The organism is Bradyrhizobium sp. CCBAU 51745, assembly GCF_028128715.1.
Lineage (GTDB): Bacteria > Pseudomonadota > Alphaproteobacteria > Rhizobiales > Xanthobacteraceae > Bradyrhizobium > Bradyrhizobium manausense.
The window spans coordinates 1-21525 of the sequence record NZ_LBJP01000092.1; the positions used below are offsets into that span (position 1 = coordinate 1).

Consider the following 21525-nt stretch of genomic DNA (forward strand, 5'->3'; position numbering starts at 1 on the left):
GAAGCCGGATATACGTCAGCAGTTGTGATCGTCGATCCTGATCAAGCCGGTCGTTGCAATCGGGCGGGGTCCATATACGTCCACATATGAACCGAGCCGCAAGGCCGTCTCGGCCATTCGGCTTCGATCCCCACTCGCGCGAATACGGAGAGCGGCACGCCGCTCGCATTCTTTTTTCAACAAAGAGCTAAAGGGCTGCGCCCTTGGCGCGCGCAAGGCATCCAAACGCTACGCGCCGCCTCCACACGTCTCCCGCAAGGGCGGGGCCCTCGTGCGGACCCTCGGCGCTGCAGGCGAAGAACGTCCGCATCATGCCCGAAACCAGCCGCCCGGGCGATAACCCCCCAGATACCGACGATCCGAGCTTCACTGCTCCGATCTTCGCCAACCTGTTCACCGATGAAGAAGGCGAGGGCTTCAGCTAGATCTGGTCTCGTCCTAACTGTCGGAACGGCGATTGATCCGATCCGCAATGCCTCGCCCGGTTGGTCTGGGCGGGCATTAATTTGCGCAGGAGCTGGCCGCGCTCTTGCGGCAGCGTCGCACCACGACCATGCGAGCTTCGCAGGATGGACGCACTGATTCCCTCAAGGAGCTTCAGTCGCAAGCAACCTACGGCGCGTCGTCGTGCTTGAGGTGTCGCTTACGGATATTGTAACTCACCAGCCAGATCACGCTGACTGCGATCGGCACGAAGGCTGCGGTCAGGAACGAGGGCTCTACCCGCAGTCCGACGTCATGCGCGCCCTTGGCAAGATAGCTAAACAAGCTGACTACATAATATCCTATCGCCCCGACCGATAATCCTTCGACCGTGCACTGCAGACGAAGTTGCTGTCTCGCGCGTTCGTTGATAGCCTGCAACAGGTCACGATGTTGTCGTTCGATTTCGACGTCGACACGGGTCCGCAACAGATCGGCGGCACGCGCCAGCTTGACCGACAGAGCCGCCTGACGATCCTCTACGGTCGCGCAGGTTCGCATTGCGGGCGCCATGCGGCGCGCCAGAAACGACGACCAGGTTGGATAACCTGAGACGTCATTGCCTTCAATGATGGACAGTCGTGATTGGACCAGCTCGTTGTAGGCCCTGCTGGCGCCGAAGCGAAACAGGCTTCCGGTCGCGCCTTTTTCGAAGGAGGCGGCCAGCGCAGTCAGCTCGGCGAGCAAATCGTTGTTGAACTGCAGCCCCTCACCGCTCTGCATTTTTTCGAGCGCCTCAACAAGGCGGCGGTCGATGCGATCAACGGAAGGTGCAAGCTCAAGGGCGGCCGATAGGCCAAGCAGCGCCAGTGGACGGTAGGTCTCGATCTCCAGGAGCCGTTGCACCAGCGCTCCGAGATCGTGCGACGTCAATCCAAGGTCGCAGACGAGAATTTTCGTAAAGCCTTTTTCGTCTACGCGGAAGTCTGAGGCGGCAACGCCTGCGCCGCTCTTTGTAGCAACCATGGCCAGGCTGTTCTTGTCAAAAACCTGTTCGGCGCGCCTGGTCGGCGAGGCGTCCTGCTCCACTTCTAGCCTGATCGCGACCAGCAACTGGCCGGTTTGACGCAACGCGCGGATCAGTGATCGGACGGTACCATCAACTTTGTCAAATCGGTCTGCGGCAGAACCATTTGTGTTTCTCCAGATCCAGGTGAATGTTGTGAATTCCGAATGCTGCTCCCAACGTAGCGTAGCGGGCTCGATGACAATCTGATGAAGTTTCGCCGATTGCTCAGGCGGCGGAAGATTGCGCTCGAGGCAAAAATCGATAAAACGGCAGCGATCGCTTGTGGCCGCCTCACCCTGCGCAAGAAAAGCCAAGTGGATCACGCTGAATGGCGAAACAAGGCGGGTGAAAGGGCGCGCGTGCACTTCGCCGAGCACGGCGTCGCGTTGCGGATGTGGCGTGAAGGTTCGAAGATCAAATTCATCGACCATGTAATTGACGCCTCTCTTCAGGGTGAGCAAGCAGCCGTCAGCCGCGCGAGGCGTGGCAAGCCGGAGCGTATTCCGTTCCCCGAGCGGGGTGCAGACAGGCGACCTCTGTTACGGCAACCACATTGTCGATTGACAGATCGAGGCCCAAACACGACTCCCATCTTGTTGCCGCCGCCCTGACGCGGAGAGGCGGTGCAGGATTTGGGCCATCACTGTAGAAGGGGCTCGCTTGCGTCTTTGGCGCAGTGGCTTTCGAAGACAGTTGGAGGCGGGTTTCAGACATGAAGCGCGCTTGTATCTGACAGGATGCGTACGTGGCGCAGGCCAGAGGAAATTGCCTGTTTGCACGGTGATCGCTCGCCAGGCGGCTACATTCTCTGAGACGCCATCCTGTGGACGGATTTTGTCTATGCAGAGGCCGGCGACTGACCGGGCTCGGACCAGCCCGGCAGGGATTGGCCGATCGGCGGATAACGTCACGCCGCGTGAGGTGACGTTATCACGCAGCCGGAGCGCACGCCGTCATCGTCTTTTGAGGTGACATTCAGGGCAGTGCAAGCGCCGCGGCTCGCTCGCAGTGAGGCAGATACGTGGCGAGTGTCGTGAGCGATCGACCGAATAGCGCGGATCACAAGTACGGCCGCCTCGACTTGGCAGGCGTATTGCTCGAGTGCGGTCGCGGAGGTTTTGATCCGCCTGTCGCCACGCGGCCGAGAGCCAATCTCGGTCAAACTCGCTCGCCGGTCTTTGCAGGACGCGAGGATCGCCACGTTCTCGTCGATGTCAGTTCTGTTTCGGGTCGAGCGGACGAAGCGGCGTCTTCGATGAGTGGATCTGGCCGAAGGCCGGCTAAGAAGCCTCGATCGCTTATGGCACAACAGCGGCGTCACAACTTTCATCCCCTGCTGGCTGCGCCGTCATTCCTCGTGAAACAAGAAAGTTCCTCCTTCGCTGTTGAGCCGTGCGGGGTGCGCCGTTGATCGCCTCCGGCCTGTCGATCATCATCGAGGCCGCAAGGTGCGGGCTGGGAAATTCGCCGCATAGCCACCGGCAAAGGCTTGAACCTCAAGTTCAACCTGATGCCGGTCGGCGACGGATAGCGGTCGACCGTCGCTATGCGGTCTACCCGGTACAGAGAATTTGGATGACCCGCTTCACCCAGCTCGCGAAGCTGTTATGTACTGTCGGATGGCCCGGCCGGCTTTCGGAAACGCGGCATTGAGCGGCCGTGCGGGCAAGCGGCTGCGGGCAAAGAAAAGCGTCTACATCTCCCCAAGCCTCCGCTACGTTCGTCCGGAGCATTGCGAGCGCATCTAAGGTCCTGACGAGGTCCACCCCGAGAGCCAAGCATGCTTGAAATATCGCGCAAGGGCTGCCCCGCACACTAAGCGCGAGAGCAGGCCTTTGTCGGGCACTTGCTGGGCCGGTTGTCGACATTAAGACTCAATGCCAGAAACCTGACACTACGCGCCGCTGCGAAGCGTCTGCTGAGCCTGCGAATTCACTTCGGCACGCGATTTGCTCTGTTCACGGCATAGTTGCCAAGCGCACTGTGATGGTCTTCGGGACGGACCGCCGCGTTAGTGTCTGATCCCTCCAACGGTTTGCTGTGGCAGTGACTTGGCGCTCGGTTGTCGACCGAGAAAATGCAGGCAGGTGTTGGATGCGATCTAGAGTGCTCCTTTTGGGAGCCACAACAATTGCGCCCGTCGCGAGCGGCGCAACCAAAGCGGCGAACTTTGAGCCAGGAGTGAAACTGCCACCGGCAGTGTGGGACTGGTCCGGGGGCTATATTGGCGGACAGGTACGGTCGACCTCCTTCACCAATCCCTGCGGTCAGTCGATCCTATGGCGATGGGTTCGATGTCACCCGGCACAACCCGCTCCTGTCGATTGGCCAAGCATTTCTGCTTGGGCGCTGCGCTGGCGGGCCTGCAATTGCGATGCGCCTTCCCCGCGCTGTTGGTGCGACTGGAGGATCTAGCACCGATCCTCGCCGCGGAGGACGTCGTCTACATGCCGTTTTACGTCCTTCGCTGCCCGTAGCGTCCGCCGGTCACCTTCCGCCCTTCCATCACTTAGAGGTTGAAGTGCCACCATGTCCGAACGACCCTTGCCGACGCTGCCGATGTGGCGCGTCGATCACATCGAGCCCTCGCCCGAGATGTTGGTGCTGCGCGCCAACGGTCCGATCCACCGCGTGCGCTTCCCGTCCGGGCACAAAGGCTGGTGGGTGACAGGCTACAACGAGGCCAAGGCGGTACTGTCTGACGCGGCGTTCCGGCCGGCGGGAATGCCGCCGGCGGCATTCACCCCGGACTCGGTGATTCTCGGTTCGCCCGGCTGGCTGGTCTCTCACGAGGGGGGCGAGCATGCCCGGTTGCGCACGATCGTGGCGCCGTCTTTCAGCAACCACAGGGTGAAGCTGCTCGCCCAGCAGGTCGAGGCGATCGCCGCGCAGTTGTTCGAGACGTTGGCAGCCCAGCCCCAGCCCGCCGACCTGCGGCGCCACCTCTCATTTCCCCTTCCGGCCATGGTCATCAGCGCGCTCATGGGCGTGCTCTACGAGGATCACGCCTTTTTCGCCGGGGTGTCCGACGAGGTGATGACGCACCAGCATGAAAGCGGCCCGCGCAGCGCGTCGCGCCTGGCTTGGGACGAACTGCGCGCCTACATTCGCGGCAAGATGAGGGACAAGCGCCAGGATCCGGGCGACAACCTGTTAACGGATCTGCTCGCGGCGGTCGACCAGGGCAAGGCGACCGAGGAAGAGGCGATCGGCCTGGCGGCGGGCATGTTGGTGGCGGGCCACGAGAGCACTGTCGCGCAGATCGAATTCGGCCTGCTGGCCATGTTCCGCCATCCGCTACAGCGCGAACGCCTGGTCCGCGATCCATCCCTGGTGGACAAGGCGGTGGAGGAAATCCTGCGTATGTACCCGCCGGGCGCGGGCTGGGACGGCATCATGCGCTATCCGAGGACCGACGTGACCATCGCGGGCGTGCATATTCCCCCGGAAAGCAAGGTGCTGGTCGGCCTGCCGGCGACGTCGTTCGATACGCGCCATTTCGTCGACCCGGAAATCTTCGACATCGGACGCGACGGAGAGCCGCACCTGGCGTTCTCTTCCGGGTCGCACTCCTGCATCGGCGCGGCGCTGGCCAGGCTGGAACTCAAGGTGGTGTTCGGTTCGATCTTCCAGCGCTTTCCCGCGTTGCGCCTGGCCGTGTCGCCCGAAGAATTGAAGTTGCGCAAGGAGATCATCACCGGCGGGTTCGAGCAGTTCCCGGTGCTCTGGTGATGCCGCGGACGCCAAGGGCGATCTCGATCTTCTCCGGAATCTGCCGCGCGCCGGTCAGATCAACCAACAGGTAACCAAGATGGACGTGCAAGAAACCACGGCAGCATGCCGGGACGCGTTCGCCGAACTGGCGTCGCCAACCTGCATCCACAACCCCTATCCGTTCATGCGGTGGTTGCGCGAGCACGATCCGGTGCATCGCGCGGCGTCGGGCCTCTTTCTGTTGAGCCGCCACGCCGATATCTCCTGGGCATTTAAGGCCACGGGCGATGCGTTTCGGGGACCGGCGCCGGGCGAACTGGCGCGCTATTTCCCGCGTGCGGCGAGAAGCCTGTCGCTCAATCTGCTGGCGTCCACGCTTGCGATGAAGGACCCACCGACGCATACGCGTCTGCGCCGGCTCATCTCGCGCGATTTCACCATGCGCCAGATCGACAACCTGCGGCCGAGCATCGCGCGCATCGTCGCAGCGCGCCTGGACGGCATGGCGCCCGCGCTGGAGCGCGGGGAGGCGGTGGACCTGCATCGGGAATTCGCGCTGACCTTGCCCATGCTGGTCTTCGCCGAACTATTTGGCATGCCCCAAGACGACATGTTCGGGCTCGCCGCCGGCATCGGCGCCATTCTGGAAGGCCTGAACCCGCACGCCAGCGATCCCCAGCTCGCCGCGGCGGACGCGGCCAGTGCCAGGGTGCTGGCCTACTTCGGCTGCCTCATAAAGCGCAAGCGCACCGATCCCCGCCACGACATCGTGTCGATGCTGGTCGGCGCACATGATGATGATGCCGACACGCTATCGGATGCCGAGTTGATCAGCATGTTGTGGGGCATGCTGCTGGGCGGCTTCGCGACCACTGCTGCGACCATCGACCATGCGGTCCTGGCGATGCTGGCGTATCCCGAACAGCGGCGCTGGCTGCAGGCAGACGCCGCGGGGGTGAAGGCATTCGTCGAAGAAGTCCTGCGCTGCGACGCGCCCGCGATGTTCAGCTCCATTCCGCGTATCGCCCTGCGCGACATCGAACTGGGCGGCGTGGTGATCCCGAAGAACGCGGACGTGCGCGTGCTGATCGCGTCCGGCAATCGCGACCCGGACGCCTTCGCCGATCCCGATCGCTTCGATGCCGCGCGGTTCTACGGCACCAATCCAGGCATGTCGACCGACGGCAAGATCATGCTGAGCTTCGGTCACGGCATTCACTTCTGCCTCGGTGCGCAACTGGCCCGGGTGCAGTTGGCCGAGAGCCTGCCGCGAATCCAGGCCCGCTTCCCCAGGCTGGCATTGGCCGAACAGCCGACCCGGGAGCCCTCGGCGTTCCTTCGGACGTTCCGCGCGCTGCCGGTGCGGCTGCATGCGCAGGGGAGCTGAGATGCGCGTCATGGTCGACCAGCACCTGTGCGGAACCAGCGGGCAGTGCGTGCTGACGCTGCCGGGCACCTTTCGCCAGCGCGAACCGGACGGCGTGGCCGAAGTGTGCGTGTCGACGGTCCCGCGGGCGCTGCACGCCGCCGTGCGGCTCGCGGCCAGCCAGTGCCCGGTCGCCGCCGTTAGGGTCATCGAAAGCGACGCTGGCGATGGCGAGCGCGGCAGCGCCGGCCCTGCGCCTTCTTCAGCGGAGGCCGAGCGGCATGCCGCGAAAGACCGGCACAATCTAGGATGATACGATGGGACGGTTTGAAGGCAAAGTGGCCGTGGTGACCGGCGCCGGCGCCGGCATCGGCAAGGCATGCGCCCTCGCCATCGCGCGCGAGGGCGGCAGAGTGGTGGTGGCCGACATTGAAGGCTCGGCGGCTATCGCTTGCACCGCGCAGATCGCGGCCGAAGCGGGCCACGCGCTCGCCCTGGCGATTGACATTGCCGATGCGCAGGCGGTGGCAGTGCTGTTCGAGACGGCGGAGCGCCACTTCGGTGGGGTCGACCTGCTGGTGAACAACGCGAGCGCGATGCATCTGACCCCGCGCGACCGCGGGATCCTCGAGCTGGACCTAGCGGTCTGGGATCAGACCATGGCGACCAATCTGCGTGGCACGCTGCTCTGCTGCCGACAGGCCATCCCACGGATGATCGCCCGCGGTGGTGGCGCGATCGTCAACATGTCGTCGTGCCAGGGGCTCAGCGGTGACACCGCGCTGACGTCCTACGCCGCGTCGAAGGCGGCGATGAACATGCTGTCGGCCTCACTCGCCACCCAATACGGTCATGCGCAGATCCGCTGCAATGCGGTTGCGCCGGGTCTCATCATGACCGAGCGACTCCTCGCCAAGCTGGACGCGTGCATGCAACGGCATCTGCGCCGGCACCAGCTCCTGCCGCGTGTCGGCCACCCCGACGACGTGGCCGCGCTGGTGGCGTTCCTGCTCTCCGACGATGCTGCGTTCATCACCGGCCAGGTCGTGTGCATCGATGGCGGCATGCTGGCGCATGTGCCGACATACGCCGACGGTGGCAACAGCCGGGCCGCGCGGCCTGCCGACGATACCGCCGAAGCGACCGCAGCGCCATGCGGCTGACGGACATGCTGCTCAACCCGTTAGACCGTCGACACTGCCTGCGGCACGACATCCCGGTCGTGCCCGGCGCTTTCCCGCTGGTCGGGCATCTTCCCGCCATCGCCAGAGACCTGCCGCGCCTGCTCCGGCGCGCGGAACAGACGCTGGGTAGCCACTTCTGGCTGGATTTTGGTCCTGTCGGCCACCTGATCACCTGCATGGATCCGGATGCTCTCGCACTGCTCCGGCACAAGGACGTGTCCTCGGCGCTGATCGAAGACATCGCGCCCGAATTGTTTGGCGGAACGTTGGTCGCCCAGGACGGCATCGCGCACCGGCAGGCGCGCGATGCGATCCAGGCGGCGCTTCTGCCCAAGGGGCTGACCCAGGCCGGCATCGGCGAGCTGTTCGCGCCCGTCATCCAGGCGCGCGTGCAGAGGTGGCGTGACCGGGGCGACGTCACCATCCTGCGCGAAACCGGCGATCTGATGCTCAAGCTCATCTTCAGTCTCATGGGAATCCCCGCGCACGACCTGCCGGGATGGCATCGCAAGTACCGGCAACTGCTGCAGTTGGTCGTCGCGCCCCCGATCGACCTGCCCGGACTGCCCTTGCGGCGCGGCCGCGCTGCCCGCGACTGGATCGATGCGCGGTTGCGCGAGTTCGTCCGCGCCGCGCGCGAACATGCCTCGCGCACCGGGTTGATCAACGACATGGTGAGCGCCTTTGATCGCAGCGACGATGAGCTTTCCGATGACGTCCTGGTCGCCAATATCCGCTTGCTGCTGCTTGGTGGTCACGACACCACCGCTTCGACGATGGCCTGGATGGTGATCGAGCTAGCGCGGCAGCCTGGGTTGTGGGACGCCCTGGTCGAGGAGGCGCAACGCGTAGGCGCGGTGCCGATCCGGCACGCGGACCTGACGCAGTGTCCGATCGCCGAGGCGCTGTTCCGCGAGACGCTGCGCGTGCATCCGCCGACGCCGCTCTTAGTGCGTCGCGCACTGCGTGAATTGCGACTCGGCCAACGGCGCATTCCTGCGGGCACCGATCTGTGCATACCGCTGCTGCATTTCTCGACCTCGGCGCTGCTGCACGAGGCGCCTGATCAGTTTCGGCTGGCGCGGTGGCTGCAACGCACCGACCCGATCCGGCCGGTGGACATGCTGCAGTTCGGTACTGGCCCACACGTCTGCATGGGCTACCACTTGGCATGGCTGGAACTGGTGCAGTTCTGTATCGCCTTGGCGCTGACCATGCACGAGGCCGGGGTGAGGCCGCGGTTGCTGAGCGGCGTCGAAAAAGGCCGGCGTTATTACCCGACCGCACATCCGTCTATGGCTACCCGCATCGGATTCTCATGAGTTGGCATCGCATGCTCCGTGTGGTGAGGCAGCGGCGCCGGCGGCGAGCGGCATTGCTGCACTCGGCGCGCGCGCTCGGTGCGGGGCCTGCAACACCGCGGCGGCTCGCCGCTCGTCGTGGCTGTCTCCTGGCAGGTACAAGGACATGAACAACATGCAGACCGGTTCCACGCCACACGACGACCGAGCTGGCGTTTCCGCGAACCGCGGATTGGGCGCGCAGGCGCGCGGCGCATCCGGCAGGCTGCTGCCCGAGATCTGGATGCAGGACGGCGTAAAGCGGGTCGAACAGGCGCTGGCGCGTCTTCTCTGCGTCCAAGACGACGGTGAGACCGAGCTGATGGCGGCGATGCGCTACGCCACCTTGCACGGCGGCAAGCGCACGCGCGCCTTGCTCTGTTTGGCTGCCGGCGCACTGGCCGACACGCCGGCGCACATGCTCTATGACGTCGGTGCCGCCATCGAGATGATGCACGCCTGTACGTTGGTCCACGACGATCTGCCCGCGATGGACGACGACGTGCTTCGCCGCGGCCTCCCGACCGTGCACGTCAAGTTCGGCGAAGCCACCGCGATCCTGGTCGGCGATGCGCTGCAGGCGCACGCCTTCCTAACCCTGGCGAGCCTGGATGCGCCGGGCGACAACCGTATCGCGCTCGTGCGCGAACTGGCGCAGGCGGTGTCCGTCGAGGGTGCCGCGGGCGGGCAGGCCATGGATCTGTCGCTGGTTGGAAAGCACGTCGAGCTGGACAGGATCCTGGTGATGCACCGGATGAAGTGCGGAGCGCTCGTGCGCGCATCCGTTCGTATGGGCGCGCTATGCGCCATCACGGAGGATGTCGCGCACGCTGCGCTGTACTGTGCGCTCGATCGCTACAGCGCCTGTTTCGGCCTGGCGTTGCAGGTGATCGACGACATTCTCGACGCGACAGCGGATACCGCGACCCTAGGCAAGACCCCCGGCAAGGACGCGGCGGCGCGGAAGCCGACCTGCGCGTCGATCATGGGGCTGCAGGCAGCGCGCCAGTTCGTGTCGGATCTGTTGCGCGACGCCGGGGAGGCCGTCGCCCCGTTGGGGGCGCGTGCGGAACGCTTGGCGCAGATCCTGCAGCGGGCCGACGCATCTCTGTTCCAGCACGCGCCATGCGCATGAGCGCGCCCGTACGCATGGAGTCGCCCCTGTGCCATGCGATCGGCCGGCGGCAGCGGTGCATGCTGCACTGTGTCCGTGCCCGCGGCGCCGATCGCAGCGGTCGCCCAGTACGGCAGCGACGGGCCTGCGGCGACGTGCGCGGCGTCTGCCCGATCCTGGTTCCCGTCCACCGTCTGCAGAAGGAACATCCCGCGTGAACGCGCTGGCTGAACAGATCCTTTCCGAATTGCGCTACCTGCTGTGCGAGATGCGCGATGGCGGCAGCGTCGGTCCATCGATCTACGACACGGCGCGAGCTCTGCAGTTCCGCGGCAACGTCACCGGTCGGCAGGACGCATACGCGTGGCTCATCGCGCAGCAACAGGCCGATGGCGGATGGGGAAGCGCGGACTTCCCGCTGTTCCGTCATGCGCCGACGTGGGCGGCGTTGCTGGCATTGCAGCGTGTCGACTCGCTTCCCGGCGCTGCCGACGCTGTGCAGGCTGCAACGCGGTTCCTCCAGCGCCAGCCCGATCCCTATGCGCATGCGGTGCCGGACGACGCGCCGATCGGCGCGGAGCTGATCCTGCCGCGGTTTTGCGACGAGGCCGTATCCTTGCCGGGCGGCGAGGCGTTTCCGCGCCACCCGGCGCTGTTGCCGTTGCGGCAAGCGCGGGTCAAGCTGGGCGCCGTGGCGACGTTGCCGAGCGGCCATCCGTTGCTGCACTCCTGGGAAGCCTGGGGGACGTCGCCGACAACCGCATGGCCAGATGATGACGGCAGCATCGGCATCAGTCCGGCGGCCACCGCCGCGTGGCGTGCGCACGCCGTGACACAGGGGAGCACGCCGCAGGTCGGGCGCGCCGACGCGTATCTGCAGGCGGCATCGCGAGCGACGCGCAGCGGCATCGAAGGTGTCGTTCCGAACGTCTGGCCGATCAATGTGTTCGAGCCATGCTGGTCGCTGTACACCTTGCATCTGGCCGGTCTGTTCGCGCATCCGGCGCTCGCCGGGGCGGTGCGCGTGATCGTCGCGCAGCTCGACGCCCGCCTGGGCGTGCGCGGTCTGGGCCCGGCCGTGCACTTCGCGGCAGATGCGGACGACACCGCCGTTGCGTTGTGCGTCCTGCACCTTGCAGGCCGCGACCGGGCGGTCGATGCGTTGCGCCATTTCGAAATCGGCGAGCTGTTCGTCACCTTCCACGGCGAACGCAATGCCTCGGTGTCGACCAACATCCATGCCCTGCATGCGTTGCGACTGTTGGGAAAGCCCACCGCCGGCACCAGCGCCTACGTCGAGGCCAATCGCAACCCGCACGGTCTCTGGGACAACGAAAAATGGCACGTTTCGTGGCTGTATCCCACCGCGCATGCGGTTGCAGCGCTGGCGCAAGGCAAGCCCCGGTGGCGCGACGAGCGCGCGCTGGCGGCGCTGCTGCAGGCGCAGCGCGACGACGGCGGCTGGGGCGCCGGTCGCGTGTCCACATTCGAGGAAACTGCCTATGCGCTGTTCGCGTTGCACGTGATGGACGGGAGCGAAGAGCCGACAGGGCGGCGGCGCATTGCGCAGGCGGTGGCGCGTGCGCTGGAGTGGATGCTCGCCCGCCACGCGGCGCATGCATTGCCGCAGACTCCGCTGTGGATCGGCAAGGAACTGTATTGCCCCACCCGGGTCGTGCGCGTGGCCGAACTCGCCGGGTTGTGGCTGGCGCTTGGTTGGGGGCGGCGCGTCCTGGCCGAGGGAACAGGAGCGGCGCCATGACCGAACGCGCGCTGCAGCAGGTGCTGGAGTGGGGGCGTTCCCTGACCGGGTTCGCCGATGAGCACGCCGTGGAAGCGGTCAGGGGCGGCCAGTACATCCTGCAGCGCATCTACCCTAGTCTGCACGACATCAGTGCCCGCACCGGCCGCGATCCGCAGGACGAAACGCTGACCGTGGCGTTCTATCGCGAACTGGCGCTGTTGTTCTGGCTGGACGATTGCAACGACCTTGGCCTGATCGCGCCGGAGCAGCTCGCCGCGGTGGAGCAGGCACTGGGGCAGGGCGTGCCGTGCGCGCTCCCCGGATTCGAGGGCTGCGCTGTGCTGCGCGCTTCGCTGGCCGCGCTCGCCTACGATCGTCGCGATTATGCTCAGCTTCTCGACGATACCCGGTGCTACTGCGCGGCGCTGCGCGCCGGACACGCGCAGGCGGCAGGGGCGGGAAGCTGGTCCTACGCCGAGCACCTGCATAACGGCATCGATTCGATCGCCTACGCGAACGTGTTCTGTTGCCTGTCGTTGCTGTGGGGACTGGACATGGCGACCTTGCGCGCGCGTCCGGCGTTTCGCCAGGTCCTGCGGCTCATCTCCGCGATAGGGCGCCTGCAGAACGATCTGCATGGACGCGACATGGACAGGTCCGCCGGCGAGGCCGATAACGCGGCGATCCTGCTGCTGCAGCGCTATCCGGCTATGCCGGTGGTGGAGTTCCTCAACGACGAGCTAGCCGGCCATACGCGCATGCTGGATCGGGTGATAGCGAAAGAACGCTTTCCCGCGCCCTGGGGACCGTTGATCGAGGCCATGGCGGCCATCCGCGCGCAGTACTACCAGACCTCGACCAGCCGCTACCGCAGCGACGCTGCGGGAGGAGGCTAACGTGCGCCGGCGTGAACGCGCGGGAGGCGGCGGCGTGCGCGGCTGCCTTCGGTCCGATCCGGCGGATGCCCTCGTAGTCCACCGTGCAATACGCAGTGGTAGAGAGCCCTGGGGAAGCGGATAGTTGGTCTATGGATTGCCGATGAAAGGGGCTGCCATCGCTCATCGCGAAATCCCAGAGATGCAGCTTCGGTAGCAGCAGAACTCCGCCTACGTTCTTATGCGCACTTCCCGCAATACGCGCTGACGATAGATCTTCGATACATTCGTCCGAAGTCGACGTCAGCAGCGCAACGCCTGCCGCATTCAGGCCGCTGTGCTTCCGGCAGCTGGAGCCAAACTCAAGATTTTGGCGCTTGCTCAGAAAAACGCCTCTGTATGAGGGTCCCGGACGCGCAATAAGAGGAACCGCGCTGTGACAGTCTCTCTTGACGGCGAAGTTCGAGACGGACGGCACTACATGCAGGTCCGTGTCTACTTTGAAGATTCCGACGCCGGCCAGATTGTTTATCACGCGAATCTTTTTGCGTTTCATGGAACGTGGCGGAACGAATTACTTGCGCCTGCTCGGCACCAATCAGCAAGCGCTGCTCAAGGAAACGCGGAACGATCCGCCAGGCTTTGCCTTTGTTGCCCGTTCCGTCGCAGCAGCACCATACGCGTTCGGCGTGCTGGGCGACCCAATGGCTTACATCAAGGGAGGCGTGGCTTGGCAAAACAATCAGGGCGACTTCGTCAATAACTACGAGGGGGCCGGTTGCCACAGGAGAAAACCGATTTCGACTATGGTCGTCTCGGGGGCATCATCGGGCTGGGCGTCGAGCAGGCGCTCACGCCCGCATGGTCGTTTACAGCCGAGTATGACTATCTGCATTTCGGCGGGCCGAGTGTCGCGACTCCTGCCACCGTGCAAGATCCGCCTTTGGCAATTCTTCCGGCGAACACAACGAGCCTGTCTAGGAACTATCATGTCGGAAAGATCGGATTGAACTACCATTTTGGCGCCACCCCCAGGGGAAACGGCTAGCGAGTGCCGTTACGCGCTTGTCTACGTAGCCGACATTGTCGGTGTAGACGAGCACTCACGGTGTGTTGGTCTTCAACCATAGATCCCTGCGCGCCGAATTCCTCATGTGTATGTCCGATTGCCGCCGGAATGTCGTAAATCCGACAGAGCTGCCTGGGCAATTCCGCACGAAATGCCGTAGCTGGACATGTTCTTCTCGTCCAACAAGGCGCAGTCGAGATTTTGTACGTGGCATGGCGGTTGCTAATGAGCAGACAGACCACTGCCGCGGCTACAGGCCAAGCCGCTGCCCCATCCCAAGTCACACAAACGGGCTTAATCAATGAAGCGACGTACCCGGACCCGGACAGATTTTACGCGAGCGCCAACGACAAGAACTTACACGAGTTCAAGGAGGCTTCTGTGGAAATCCTGGATATCATCGGAATTGGGATCGGCCCATTTAACCTTAGTCTTGCAGCGCTTATTGAACCTACTCCGCTCCGCGCACTTTTCCTGGAGAAGCGAGACGGGCTTGTCTGGCATCCAGGCCTTGCGCTGCCGAACAGTCGCCTACAGGTGTCGCCGCTCAAGGATTGCGTGACCCTGGTCGATCCTACTAGCCCATATTCATTCCTCAACTATTTGGCACTGCATGGTCGGATCTACAGCTTTGTCAACAAGCGCAATGCTTCAACGTCCCGGCAGGAGTTTATTGAGTATTACCGCTGGGTCGCAGGGCGACTCAAGACGCTCCGCTTCTCCGAGGACGCCAAGGATGTCATTCCCTTTAGAGACGGCTACCGCATCAACACGAATACGACCACATACTTAGCACGCGCTGTTGTTGTTGGTGTTGGCGTAGAGCCCCGGATCCCCGCCTGCGCCAGATCCTACCTATGTGGCACTGTCTACCATGCAGCTGACTATCTCGAGCGGCCGCTACCGCATGAGGCCGAGCATGTGCTCGTTGTGGGAGGCGGTCAGAGCGGGGCTGAGATTATCGAGGACATTCTTACTCGTTCTGTATCCACTCAGATCACGTGGGCAACGTCGCGTTCGAACTTTTTTGCCATCGACGACAACAGCTTCGTGAATGAGGCTTACACGCCCGAGTATAGCCATCGCTTTCACGCTCTACCGCTTCAGCGACGCCGCGATTTGGTCGAGGGCGAGATGCTTACGAGCGATGGCATTTCCGTCGACTTGTGCAACCGCTTATATGAAATGTTGTACGAACGCACCGTAGATGGCACGCTGGCCGATCGTTTTCGTGTGTTGCCGAGCGTAGTCGTGAAAGACATTACCTCCCACAAACAGGGCTGGCGAGTAGATCTAGATGAGGTCGCAACGCAACGAAATACCTGCATCCTCGTCGATCGTATCGTGCTTGCTACTGGTTTCCAGCCACGTACGCCGCCCTTCTTGGAGGCCTTGCTCGAGGGAGCGTGTATGGAAGATGGCCTGCCAGTACTTGGCGTGGACTACGCAGTCCGCTTCGGTCGGCCCATGCCAGGACCAATATATCTACAAAATCAAAGCCGCGTGCAGCACGGATTGCAGAGCGCCAATCTATCTTTGGTCGCGTACCGTAACAGTCAAATTATCAATAGCCTCCTCGGCCGACCGTTCTATTTGAATACATCCGATAGGCAGATGATTCAGGTTTACGCACCTTCGGACGCGTCTGAACGAGACGCCGGTGGGGTTGCGATGCGATCAACCCGACAGGTATCGGGTGGCACAGGAACGGCGGCTCGACCTCACCGCTGCAGGGCCGGATTGCGGATGGAACGGCCAACACTGCCGACCAGCTTTCGGGCACGCTCGACTACCGCGCCTCTGTACCATTTTTTATTGCCTCCATTTTCATTGCAGCAGCTTACGGCACTAGCTTTCTATTGCCGGACTACATGCATGCGCTCGAAACGGATGGTCAAGCCGCGGGTCTTGTCATTTCCAGCGGCATGGCTAGCACTCTCGTTTCCTGTTGCTTGGCAGGGTGGCTGGCAAAGCGGATGGGCCTTTTGCCCACGTTGACTGTCGCATCGCTGTTTATGGCGTTAGCCATGCTTGCCTTTGCCGGCGCTGCCCTCGATACGCGAGCGGCGTACGGTGGAGGATTGCTGGTGGGCGCTGCCTGGTCGGTGTTCTTCATTTTGGCACCGCTGCAGATAATCCGCCATCTACTGCCCTCAGCCCGTATTCAGTATTTAACGGTCTTATCCGGATCACAAATGGCTGGGCTCGGCCTGGCAGCTCCACTTGGTCACTTGCTTGCAAAATACACTGGCACGCTGGCAACGATTTACGCGGTGCTTGCGATTGCGTGCGTGATCGCCGCCGCCTGCGTAGACCTTACAAGACGCGCGACGTCGAGGCTATCGGCACTGGCTATGCCAGATATCGCAATTACACTGGCCGCGACTACGACACTGCTTCAGAAGTGCACAGCACTCCCGATCGCCATGATTACCATTTCAGCCTGCATGTTCGCGGGGCTGTCCACATATCAGAGCGCGTATTCCGCATCACGTCACTTGAATCCCGATCTGTTCTTTCTCGTGTTTACTGCTACGAGCGTGGTACTGCGCCTCTCAGTCGCTCATCTCATGGGCAGCCTGCCGTTGCGCCGACTGGCGCTCACGCTCATCCTACTGACCGCTGCGTCTCTGGTACTGTTCCTTCTCAACGGTGGCAGCACCTCACTCTATATTGCGGCCTCTGTCCTCTTTGCCGCCGGCTATGGGTTGAGTTATTCAACCTTGAATACGATAGCCGTCAATCTCGCTGGCGAGCACGGCGTCTCCGTGCCCGCTACATCGCAGATCTTTACCCTCGCATACTTTCTCGGGCTCTTCGGCTTTCCTATGGTCGGAGGGCAATTGGTCCGTGGATTCGGTCCTGACGTGATGTTGCTGAGCCTATTGAGCGCGACCGCTCTTAATGCGGTGCTAGCAACCCGCCTCGGCAGATGCACAGCTGATCCGTCTCATCTTAGGAAGGAGCTCGCACATGCTGACTGAAGCGCAACAATCGAAATGGAATAATGATGGATACCTTCGATTGGAGAAGTTCTTCGATCCAGCGACGCGCGACAAGATTTCTCGTTACGTTGAGGAAGTTGCACGTTGGGATGTAAGCTCCGACAAGTGGATGTTGTGGTTCGAGAAGACGAGTGACAGCAGAAAAATTATCTCAAAGGCCGAGAACTTCTTAGACTACCATGCCCCTCTAAGGGACGCCCTCTTAGCCGATGGCCGCATTCGTATAGCGGTCGAGACGCTCTTGAATGAGAAGACACGGATGTTGAAGGAACTTCTGATCTTCAAGTATCCGGACAGCGGCGGATACCGCCCTCATCAGGACATCTATCATGTCCCGCACAAGATACCCGAACGCATGGTGCACGCAATTGCATCCATCGCCGTGGACGCCTCCGGCCCGGGTAACGGTGGGCTCTTCTTCACGCCAGCTCGCCATAAGGAAGGAATGTTTCCGATGGATGCCGGTGGTGTGATTCACCCGGAGATCGCCGAGACATTCGCATGGGAGCCGGTGCGACTGAAAGCTGGCGATGTATTCATTTTCGACGATTATGCGCCCCATTACTCCTTGCCAAACAAGAGCGATCGGTCGCGACGTGCGATTCACTTGGTATTCCAGCGCGCAACCACTGGGGGGCCTACACGCACCGAATACAACCGTATGAAGCGTGCCTACAACCCACCAGAGGAAGCTTTGGCGGATCTTGAGAACCTAAAGCGTCCCAATGGCATATTCTATCGCGACTGCTAGCCACTTCTGAGGAAGACCAACGTGTACACGACACAGCTCGATCATTCTCTGATGAGAACCGAATACGGCGTTCTGGTCTGGCGCCTTTTAGAACATCTCCCGGAGGGTCTCAGCCCAGCATTTGGCGCTTCAGTCGTGGAGCTCGCTCCAGGCGATGCGGTCGACCCGCACGATCATCAGGAGCACGAGCTGTGGCTGCTGATCTCTGGTCGTGGAGAGTTCGAGGTCGACGGTCAGGCCCGTGATGTTAGCGAAGCGACCTTGTGTTACATGTCGCCACATCAGACGCACACTATTCGCAATATCAGCCAAGAGAGCACTCTCAAGTTCATCTCGATCTGGTGGGATTGACGTGCGCACTTATTTTGTCTGTCCCGCGCCGCCTTGCCCTAACGGCAAACTACATCTGGGCCACGTCGGCGGTGTGTATTTACTCGCTGATATATTCGTCCGCTTGCAACGCATGACCGGCCATCGGGCCTACTACATCACCGGCTCGGACGAGCACGGCACGCATACGCTAGAAACGGCACGAAAGCTCGGCCGATCCTTTGGCGAGGTCGCAGAAGAATACGTTCATAAGATCTTAGAGTGTTTGCGCGCCGTGCAAATTACGCCTGATGTGTTCGTGCGCACGTCGAGCGCGATTCACAAGGGAAATGCGCTGACGATATTCCGCGAGCTGCAGGTGGCCGGCTACGTCGACGTACGGCAGGGCGTCCAACTGTATTGCGAAGATTGCGATGAGCTCGTTGCGGACTCGCTCGCAACTGGCCGTTGCCCGGCTTGCTCATCGCCTTGCGACAGCAACCTGTGTGAGAACTGCGGGCTGGCTCTTCAGCACGACACAATCTGCGACGCCCGGCACGTCACCTGCGGCCGCAATCTTGTGCTAAGACCCATCACGCAGGCCGTGTTCGACATGCCACGTCTCGCTCACTCACTGCACGAGGCCATTGGAGAAAGCGGATGGCCCGAGCCGATACGCGCCAAGGCGCGCGCTTGGCTACACCGGGAGGTGCGCGGCTTGCCGATGACCCGCCATTTCAGGCACGGTGTGGAGCTAAAACAGCCGGACTCTCTGATCGGCCAAACGCTGCTTACATGGTTTGAGGGCCTCTGGTGCTTCGATACCGGAATTCGCGAGCAATGCGCCCGCTTAGGTCTGGACGCAAACGCGACGTTGCACGACGAGAATAGCGAACTTCTCTTCTTCATGGGGCAAGATAATCGCTTCTATTACACGCTAGGTGTGGCCGGCGCTCTACTCGCGCGCGGTTACCGAATTCCAAAGAATCACTCCGTCCAGGATTTCTACAAGCTGGAAGGCGAGAAGTTTTCCACTAGTCGTGACCATGCTCTTTGGGCCGATGAAGTGGCGCGTGACGTAGGACCAAACGTACTCCGTTATGCGCTGGCGCGAGTGGCCAAGCCCTTTGGAACCGACGCAAACGATTTTAATCTCGACGGACTCATCTCGGCAGCGTCACACATGCGGGTCTGGGAAGATGCGTTACGGCGGTGTGCAGAAAACGCACGTACAGTAGAGAGCGCCGAACTCTCTCCGAATTTCCGACGCTTCGCTGAAGATTACGCCGAAGCGGTCACCGGACTTCGTTTCTGGGATGCGCTTGATATCATCGATAGGTGCTTCGAGCTAGCTGGCTTTGCACATGCAGACGATTGGACATGGAATGCTGCGCAGATCTCGCTGTTCCTGAGCCTCCTCTATCCCGTAGTACCTGAGCTAGCGATGGGCTACGGCCAGCATTACTTTGGCGGTGCATGGCGGCCGTCCCTCGAGACTTTCGCAGTAGCAGCCCAGCCAAAGACGTCGGTGGATTTTCCCCGTTTCAGCGCGCCAATACCCGAAAACTTTGCCGCGGAGTACAATAAGCGCTTTCGCAAAGAACAGATTTCGCAATCATGACGATCCGAATGATGAAGCCATGAATTCCCGCATCTCAAGACGCAGCGCTATCGCTCAGGGTTTCGCGCCGTTCAACTCCTCGAGTGCGAAGCATGGTATCAATTTTGGCTACGGGCTGGCTGACCCGGTGATGTTTGCAGAACTGCCGTGGCCGGGCGGGTTTGACGGAGGTACAGGTGTGGCTCTCGCCGATCTTCCGCAGTATACGGATGCGGCGGGTTTGCCCGAACTCCGTACAAAGCTCGCACTGAGGTACGGTGTGCGGCATGACCAAATTATGCTTACGGGTGGAGCTTCACAGGCCTTACAATTGCTTGCCGATAGCTGGATTGACCCCGGTGACGTGGTCCTGACGGAGGACCCCTCCTACTTGGGTGCACTGCGTACGTTTTCGATCGCGGGTGCAACCGTGGTCCAGCTAGGTCTGGCCGCAGAGGGAGTGGATCTAAACGAGGTCGAGGCAATGCTGCAGACCAATGCCCGGGTGAAGCTTTTCTACACGATGCCAGCATTTCATAATCCGACCGGACGCCAGATGTCGCGCGACTATGTGGCCAAATTGGCGTCACTGCTGAGCCGCAGTGGCGCTCTCTTGGTGCAGGACCTTGTCTATGCTGAGTTACCCTACAACGGTCCAGCGCATTGGCTGGCGCCAGGCAATAACGTGATCAATGTCCATAGCATCTCGAAAGTTGCCGGACCGGGGCTACGGGTAGGCTGGGTGCTTGCGGAGTCGGACATCATCCATAGGCTTGCGCACCTCAAACGCGACGGGGGCGTAAGTCCGGTTCTAAGTAACGTCGTTTTGGGGTTGTTGCAATCGAACGCTCTTGACTCGCACATAACACGCTTGCGCGAGCACTACCGAGCGAAGCGAGACAGCGTACATAGCTTATTGCAGTGCAGCCGGATTTGCGACCCGGAATATAGCGTGCCAAGCGGGGGCTTTTCGTTCTGGGTACGTCTTCTGGGTACGGATCCGAAGAGGTTTATTGAAGCTGCAAGCCGCGAGCACGACGTGCACCTTATAAATGGTCGCAACTATGGCCCACGAAGTGGCCGTTACTTGCGCCTGTGTTTCAGCTATCTTCCAATATCTCTCATTGAGCAGGGGCTGGAGCGCTTAAGTCACTTGCATGCTAACCGCTAGGCACGCGTGGTACGTTTCAGCAGAGTTTTCCGATCTGGGACGAGGCCCAGCTCCCAGCGCCGACACTTCTGAAGAGAGATGCTCGCGAGGACACAAAAAGTCGCCGTCCTGCTTTGTTGCCCGGCCGGCAAGGTCGCCTTGGTGCGCCCCCAGCCTAGGACGCGAGTAGCGCTATGCCGCTCAGCGACTTGTCAAGCCTCCTGCAACTAGCTGTCGGAGCAAATCTTGGGTTCGGAGCGCTCGATTCGTTCTACGAACCGCTGAGCGTCAAAACCGAAAGATCTCTATCCGTCATCGACGAGCATCTGGAAGAAATTAACGGACGTTTGGGCTCAGACGCCAATGCTGCGGCGAAATCGTTCCAGATAACGCAGTCTTACAGCGAGCTGGCCCTCTACCTCTGTATTCTGCAGTTGGGCCGAATATTATGGGAAGGGTCGTTGGCACGGACACTGGTCCTGATAGATGGACATCTGTCTTTCTTGGGTCTTTTCGTCGTTTCTCTCGCGGCAGACGTCACCTCCGAGACGTTTTTCGTCGTGATGGCGGCAATCGCCGTCGCAACAAATCTGCCGCCGCTCGTGTTCGGGGCCAGCATGTGGATCGTTGCGTTCAAACACGAACGACAAGCCAACCCACGAGTGGAGAGAATTGAAAACCAGCTCTACAAGAATTTCATCCGGCGGATCTGAAGTGAGGCCCCGCCCGCTTTGGAGCAGGGCGTAGGCCGCAACGGCTCGGCCGTCCCGTCGACAGAAATGCCGCTACAGCAGAGTTCAAATCATAAACGA

Annotated in this window: 16 protein-coding genes and 3 pseudogenes; 18 read left to right on the top strand and 1 reads right to left on the bottom strand. The window is 61.8% G+C overall.

The window, feature by feature from the left end; translation table 11 throughout:
- Window positions 1–284 precede the first annotated feature (284 nt).
- Window positions 285–425: pseudogene (locus tag XH98_RS34585) on the top strand (DUF736 domain-containing protein); the annotation flags it as partial.
- A 187-nt stretch (window positions 426–612) separates the two neighbouring features.
- Here the strand turns inward: XH98_RS34585 and XH98_RS34590 are convergent.
- Window positions 613–1923 carry a DUF3422 family protein gene (locus tag XH98_RS34590; protein WP_271598095.1) on the bottom strand — a complete coding sequence of 437 codons (1311 nt, stop codon included), beginning with the start codon at window positions 1921–1923 and terminating at the stop codon, window positions 613–615.
- Window positions 1924–4021: 2098 nt separating this feature from the next.
- On the opposite strand from XH98_RS34590, the gene XH98_RS34595 reads away from it, so the two are divergent.
- The 17 genes and pseudogenes from XH98_RS34595 (at window position 4022) to XH98_RS34675 (ending at window position 21426) form a co-directional block, all read left to right on the top strand.
- The gene (locus XH98_RS34595) at window positions 4022–5224 is read left to right on the top strand and encodes a cytochrome P450 (RefSeq protein ID WP_271621238.1); all 1203 of its coding nucleotides are present in this window, start codon (window positions 4022–4024) and stop codon (window positions 5222–5224) included.
- 79 nt (window positions 5225–5303) lie between these two features.
- Window positions 5304–6593 carry a cytochrome P450 gene (locus XH98_RS34600; RefSeq protein ID WP_271621239.1) on the top strand — a complete coding sequence of 430 codons (1290 nt, stop codon included), beginning with the start codon at window positions 5304–5306 and terminating at the stop codon, window positions 6591–6593.
- Between the two features lies 1 nt (window position 6594).
- The gene (locus XH98_RS34605; RefSeq protein WP_271621240.1) at window positions 6595–6885 is read left to right on the top strand and encodes a ferredoxin; all 291 of its coding nucleotides are present in this window, start codon (window positions 6595–6597) and stop codon (window positions 6883–6885) included.
- A 4-nt stretch (window positions 6886–6889) separates the two neighbouring features.
- Window positions 6890–7735, top strand: coding sequence for an SDR family oxidoreductase (locus XH98_RS34610; RefSeq protein WP_271621241.1), 846 nt, complete (start codon window positions 6890–6892; stop codon window positions 7733–7735).
- Between the two features lie 5 nt (window positions 7736–7740).
- On the top strand, window positions 7741–9078 hold the full coding sequence (locus tag XH98_RS34615; protein WP_271621406.1) for a cytochrome P450: 1338 nt from the start codon (window positions 7741–7743) through the stop codon (window positions 9076–9078).
- 154 nt (window positions 9079–9232) lie between these two features.
- Complete coding sequence (locus XH98_RS34620) at window positions 9233–10231, top strand: polyprenyl synthetase family protein (RefSeq protein WP_271598097.1); 999 nt, start codon at window positions 9233–9235, stop codon at window positions 10229–10231.
- Between the two features lie 193 nt (window positions 10232–10424).
- Window positions 10425–11972: a hypothetical protein gene (locus XH98_RS34625; protein WP_271621242.1), complete on the top strand. Its 1548-nt coding sequence runs from the start codon at window positions 10425–10427 to the stop codon at window positions 11970–11972.
- Complete coding sequence (locus XH98_RS34630; protein ID WP_271621243.1) at window positions 11969–12850, top strand: terpene synthase family protein; 882 nt, start codon at window positions 11969–11971, stop codon at window positions 12848–12850. Before XH98_RS34625 ends, XH98_RS34630 begins: the two co-directional genes overlap by 4 nt.
- Before the next feature lie 415 nt (window positions 12851–13265).
- Window positions 13266–13494: pseudogene (locus XH98_RS34635) on the top strand (4-hydroxybenzoyl-CoA thioesterase); the annotation flags it as partial.
- A gap of 113 nt (window positions 13495–13607) precedes the next feature.
- Window positions 13608–13877, top strand: a complete 270-nt coding sequence (locus XH98_RS34640) for an outer membrane protein (protein ID WP_271621411.1) — start codon at window positions 13608–13610, stop codon at window positions 13875–13877.
- 246 nt (window positions 13878–14123) lie between these two features.
- Window positions 14124–15251 (top strand): annotated as a pseudogene (locus tag XH98_RS34645) (SidA/IucD/PvdA family monooxygenase); the annotation flags it as partial.
- Window positions 15252–15757: 506 nt separating this feature from the next.
- Window positions 15758–16882 (top strand): MFS transporter, encoded by a 1125-nt coding sequence (locus tag XH98_RS34650; RefSeq protein ID WP_271621244.1) that lies wholly within the window; start codon window positions 15758–15760, stop codon window positions 16880–16882.
- Window positions 16872–17654 (top strand): phytanoyl-CoA dioxygenase family protein, encoded by a 783-nt coding sequence (locus XH98_RS34655; RefSeq protein ID WP_271621245.1) that lies wholly within the window; start codon window positions 16872–16874, stop codon window positions 17652–17654. Before XH98_RS34650 ends, XH98_RS34655 begins: the two co-directional genes overlap by 11 nt.
- A 21-nt stretch (window positions 17655–17675) precedes the next feature.
- A complete protein-coding gene (locus tag XH98_RS34660) occupies window positions 17676–18005 on the top strand; it encodes a cupin domain-containing protein (RefSeq protein WP_271598085.1) in 330 nt (109 codons plus the stop codon).
- Between the two features lies 1 nt (window position 18006).
- Window positions 18007–19584, top strand: coding sequence for a class I tRNA ligase family protein (locus XH98_RS34665; protein ID WP_271598084.1), 1578 nt, complete (start codon window positions 18007–18009; stop codon window positions 19582–19584).
- A 19-nt stretch (window positions 19585–19603) separates the two neighbouring features.
- The gene (locus tag XH98_RS34670) at window positions 19604–20734 is read left to right on the top strand and encodes an aminotransferase-like domain-containing protein (protein WP_271621246.1); all 1131 of its coding nucleotides are present in this window, start codon (window positions 19604–19606) and stop codon (window positions 20732–20734) included.
- A gap of 173 nt (window positions 20735–20907) precedes the next feature.
- Complete coding sequence (locus tag XH98_RS34675; RefSeq protein WP_271621247.1) at window positions 20908–21426, top strand: hypothetical protein; 519 nt, start codon at window positions 20908–20910, stop codon at window positions 21424–21426.
- The last annotated feature ends 99 nt before the right edge of the window (window positions 21427–21525 follow it).

Coding starts and splice junctions, on each gene's coding strand:
- XH98_RS34610 (WP_271621241.1), top strand. CDS start 6,890: ATGGGACGGTTTGAAGGCAAAGTGGCCGTGGTGACCGGCGCCGGCGCC.
- XH98_RS34605 (WP_271621240.1), top strand. CDS start 6,595: ATGCGCGTCATGGTCGACCAGCACCTGTGCGGAACCAGCGGGCAGTGC.
- XH98_RS34595 (WP_271621238.1), top strand. CDS start 4,022: ATGTCCGAACGACCCTTGCCGACGCTGCCGATGTGGCGCGTCGATCAC.
- XH98_RS34600 (WP_271621239.1), top strand. CDS start 5,304: ATGGACGTGCAAGAAACCACGGCAGCATGCCGGGACGCGTTCGCCGAA.
- XH98_RS34615 (WP_271621406.1), top strand. CDS start 7,741: ATGCTGCTCAACCCGTTAGACCGTCGACACTGCCTGCGGCACGACATC.
- XH98_RS34590 (WP_271598095.1), bottom strand. CDS start 1,923: ATGGTCGATGAATTTGATCTTCGAACCTTCACGCCACATCCGCAACGC.
- XH98_RS34630 (WP_271621243.1), top strand. CDS start 11,969: ATGACCGAACGCGCGCTGCAGCAGGTGCTGGAGTGGGGGCGTTCCCTG.
- XH98_RS34655 (WP_271621245.1), top strand. CDS start 16,872: ATGCTGACTGAAGCGCAACAATCGAAATGGAATAATGATGGATACCTT.
- XH98_RS34670 (WP_271621246.1), top strand. CDS start 19,604: ATGAATTCCCGCATCTCAAGACGCAGCGCTATCGCTCAGGGTTTCGCG.
- XH98_RS34675 (WP_271621247.1), top strand. CDS start 20,908: ATGCCGCTCAGCGACTTGTCAAGCCTCCTGCAACTAGCTGTCGGAGCA.
- XH98_RS34620 (WP_271598097.1), top strand. CDS start 9,233: ATGCAGACCGGTTCCACGCCACACGACGACCGAGCTGGCGTTTCCGCG.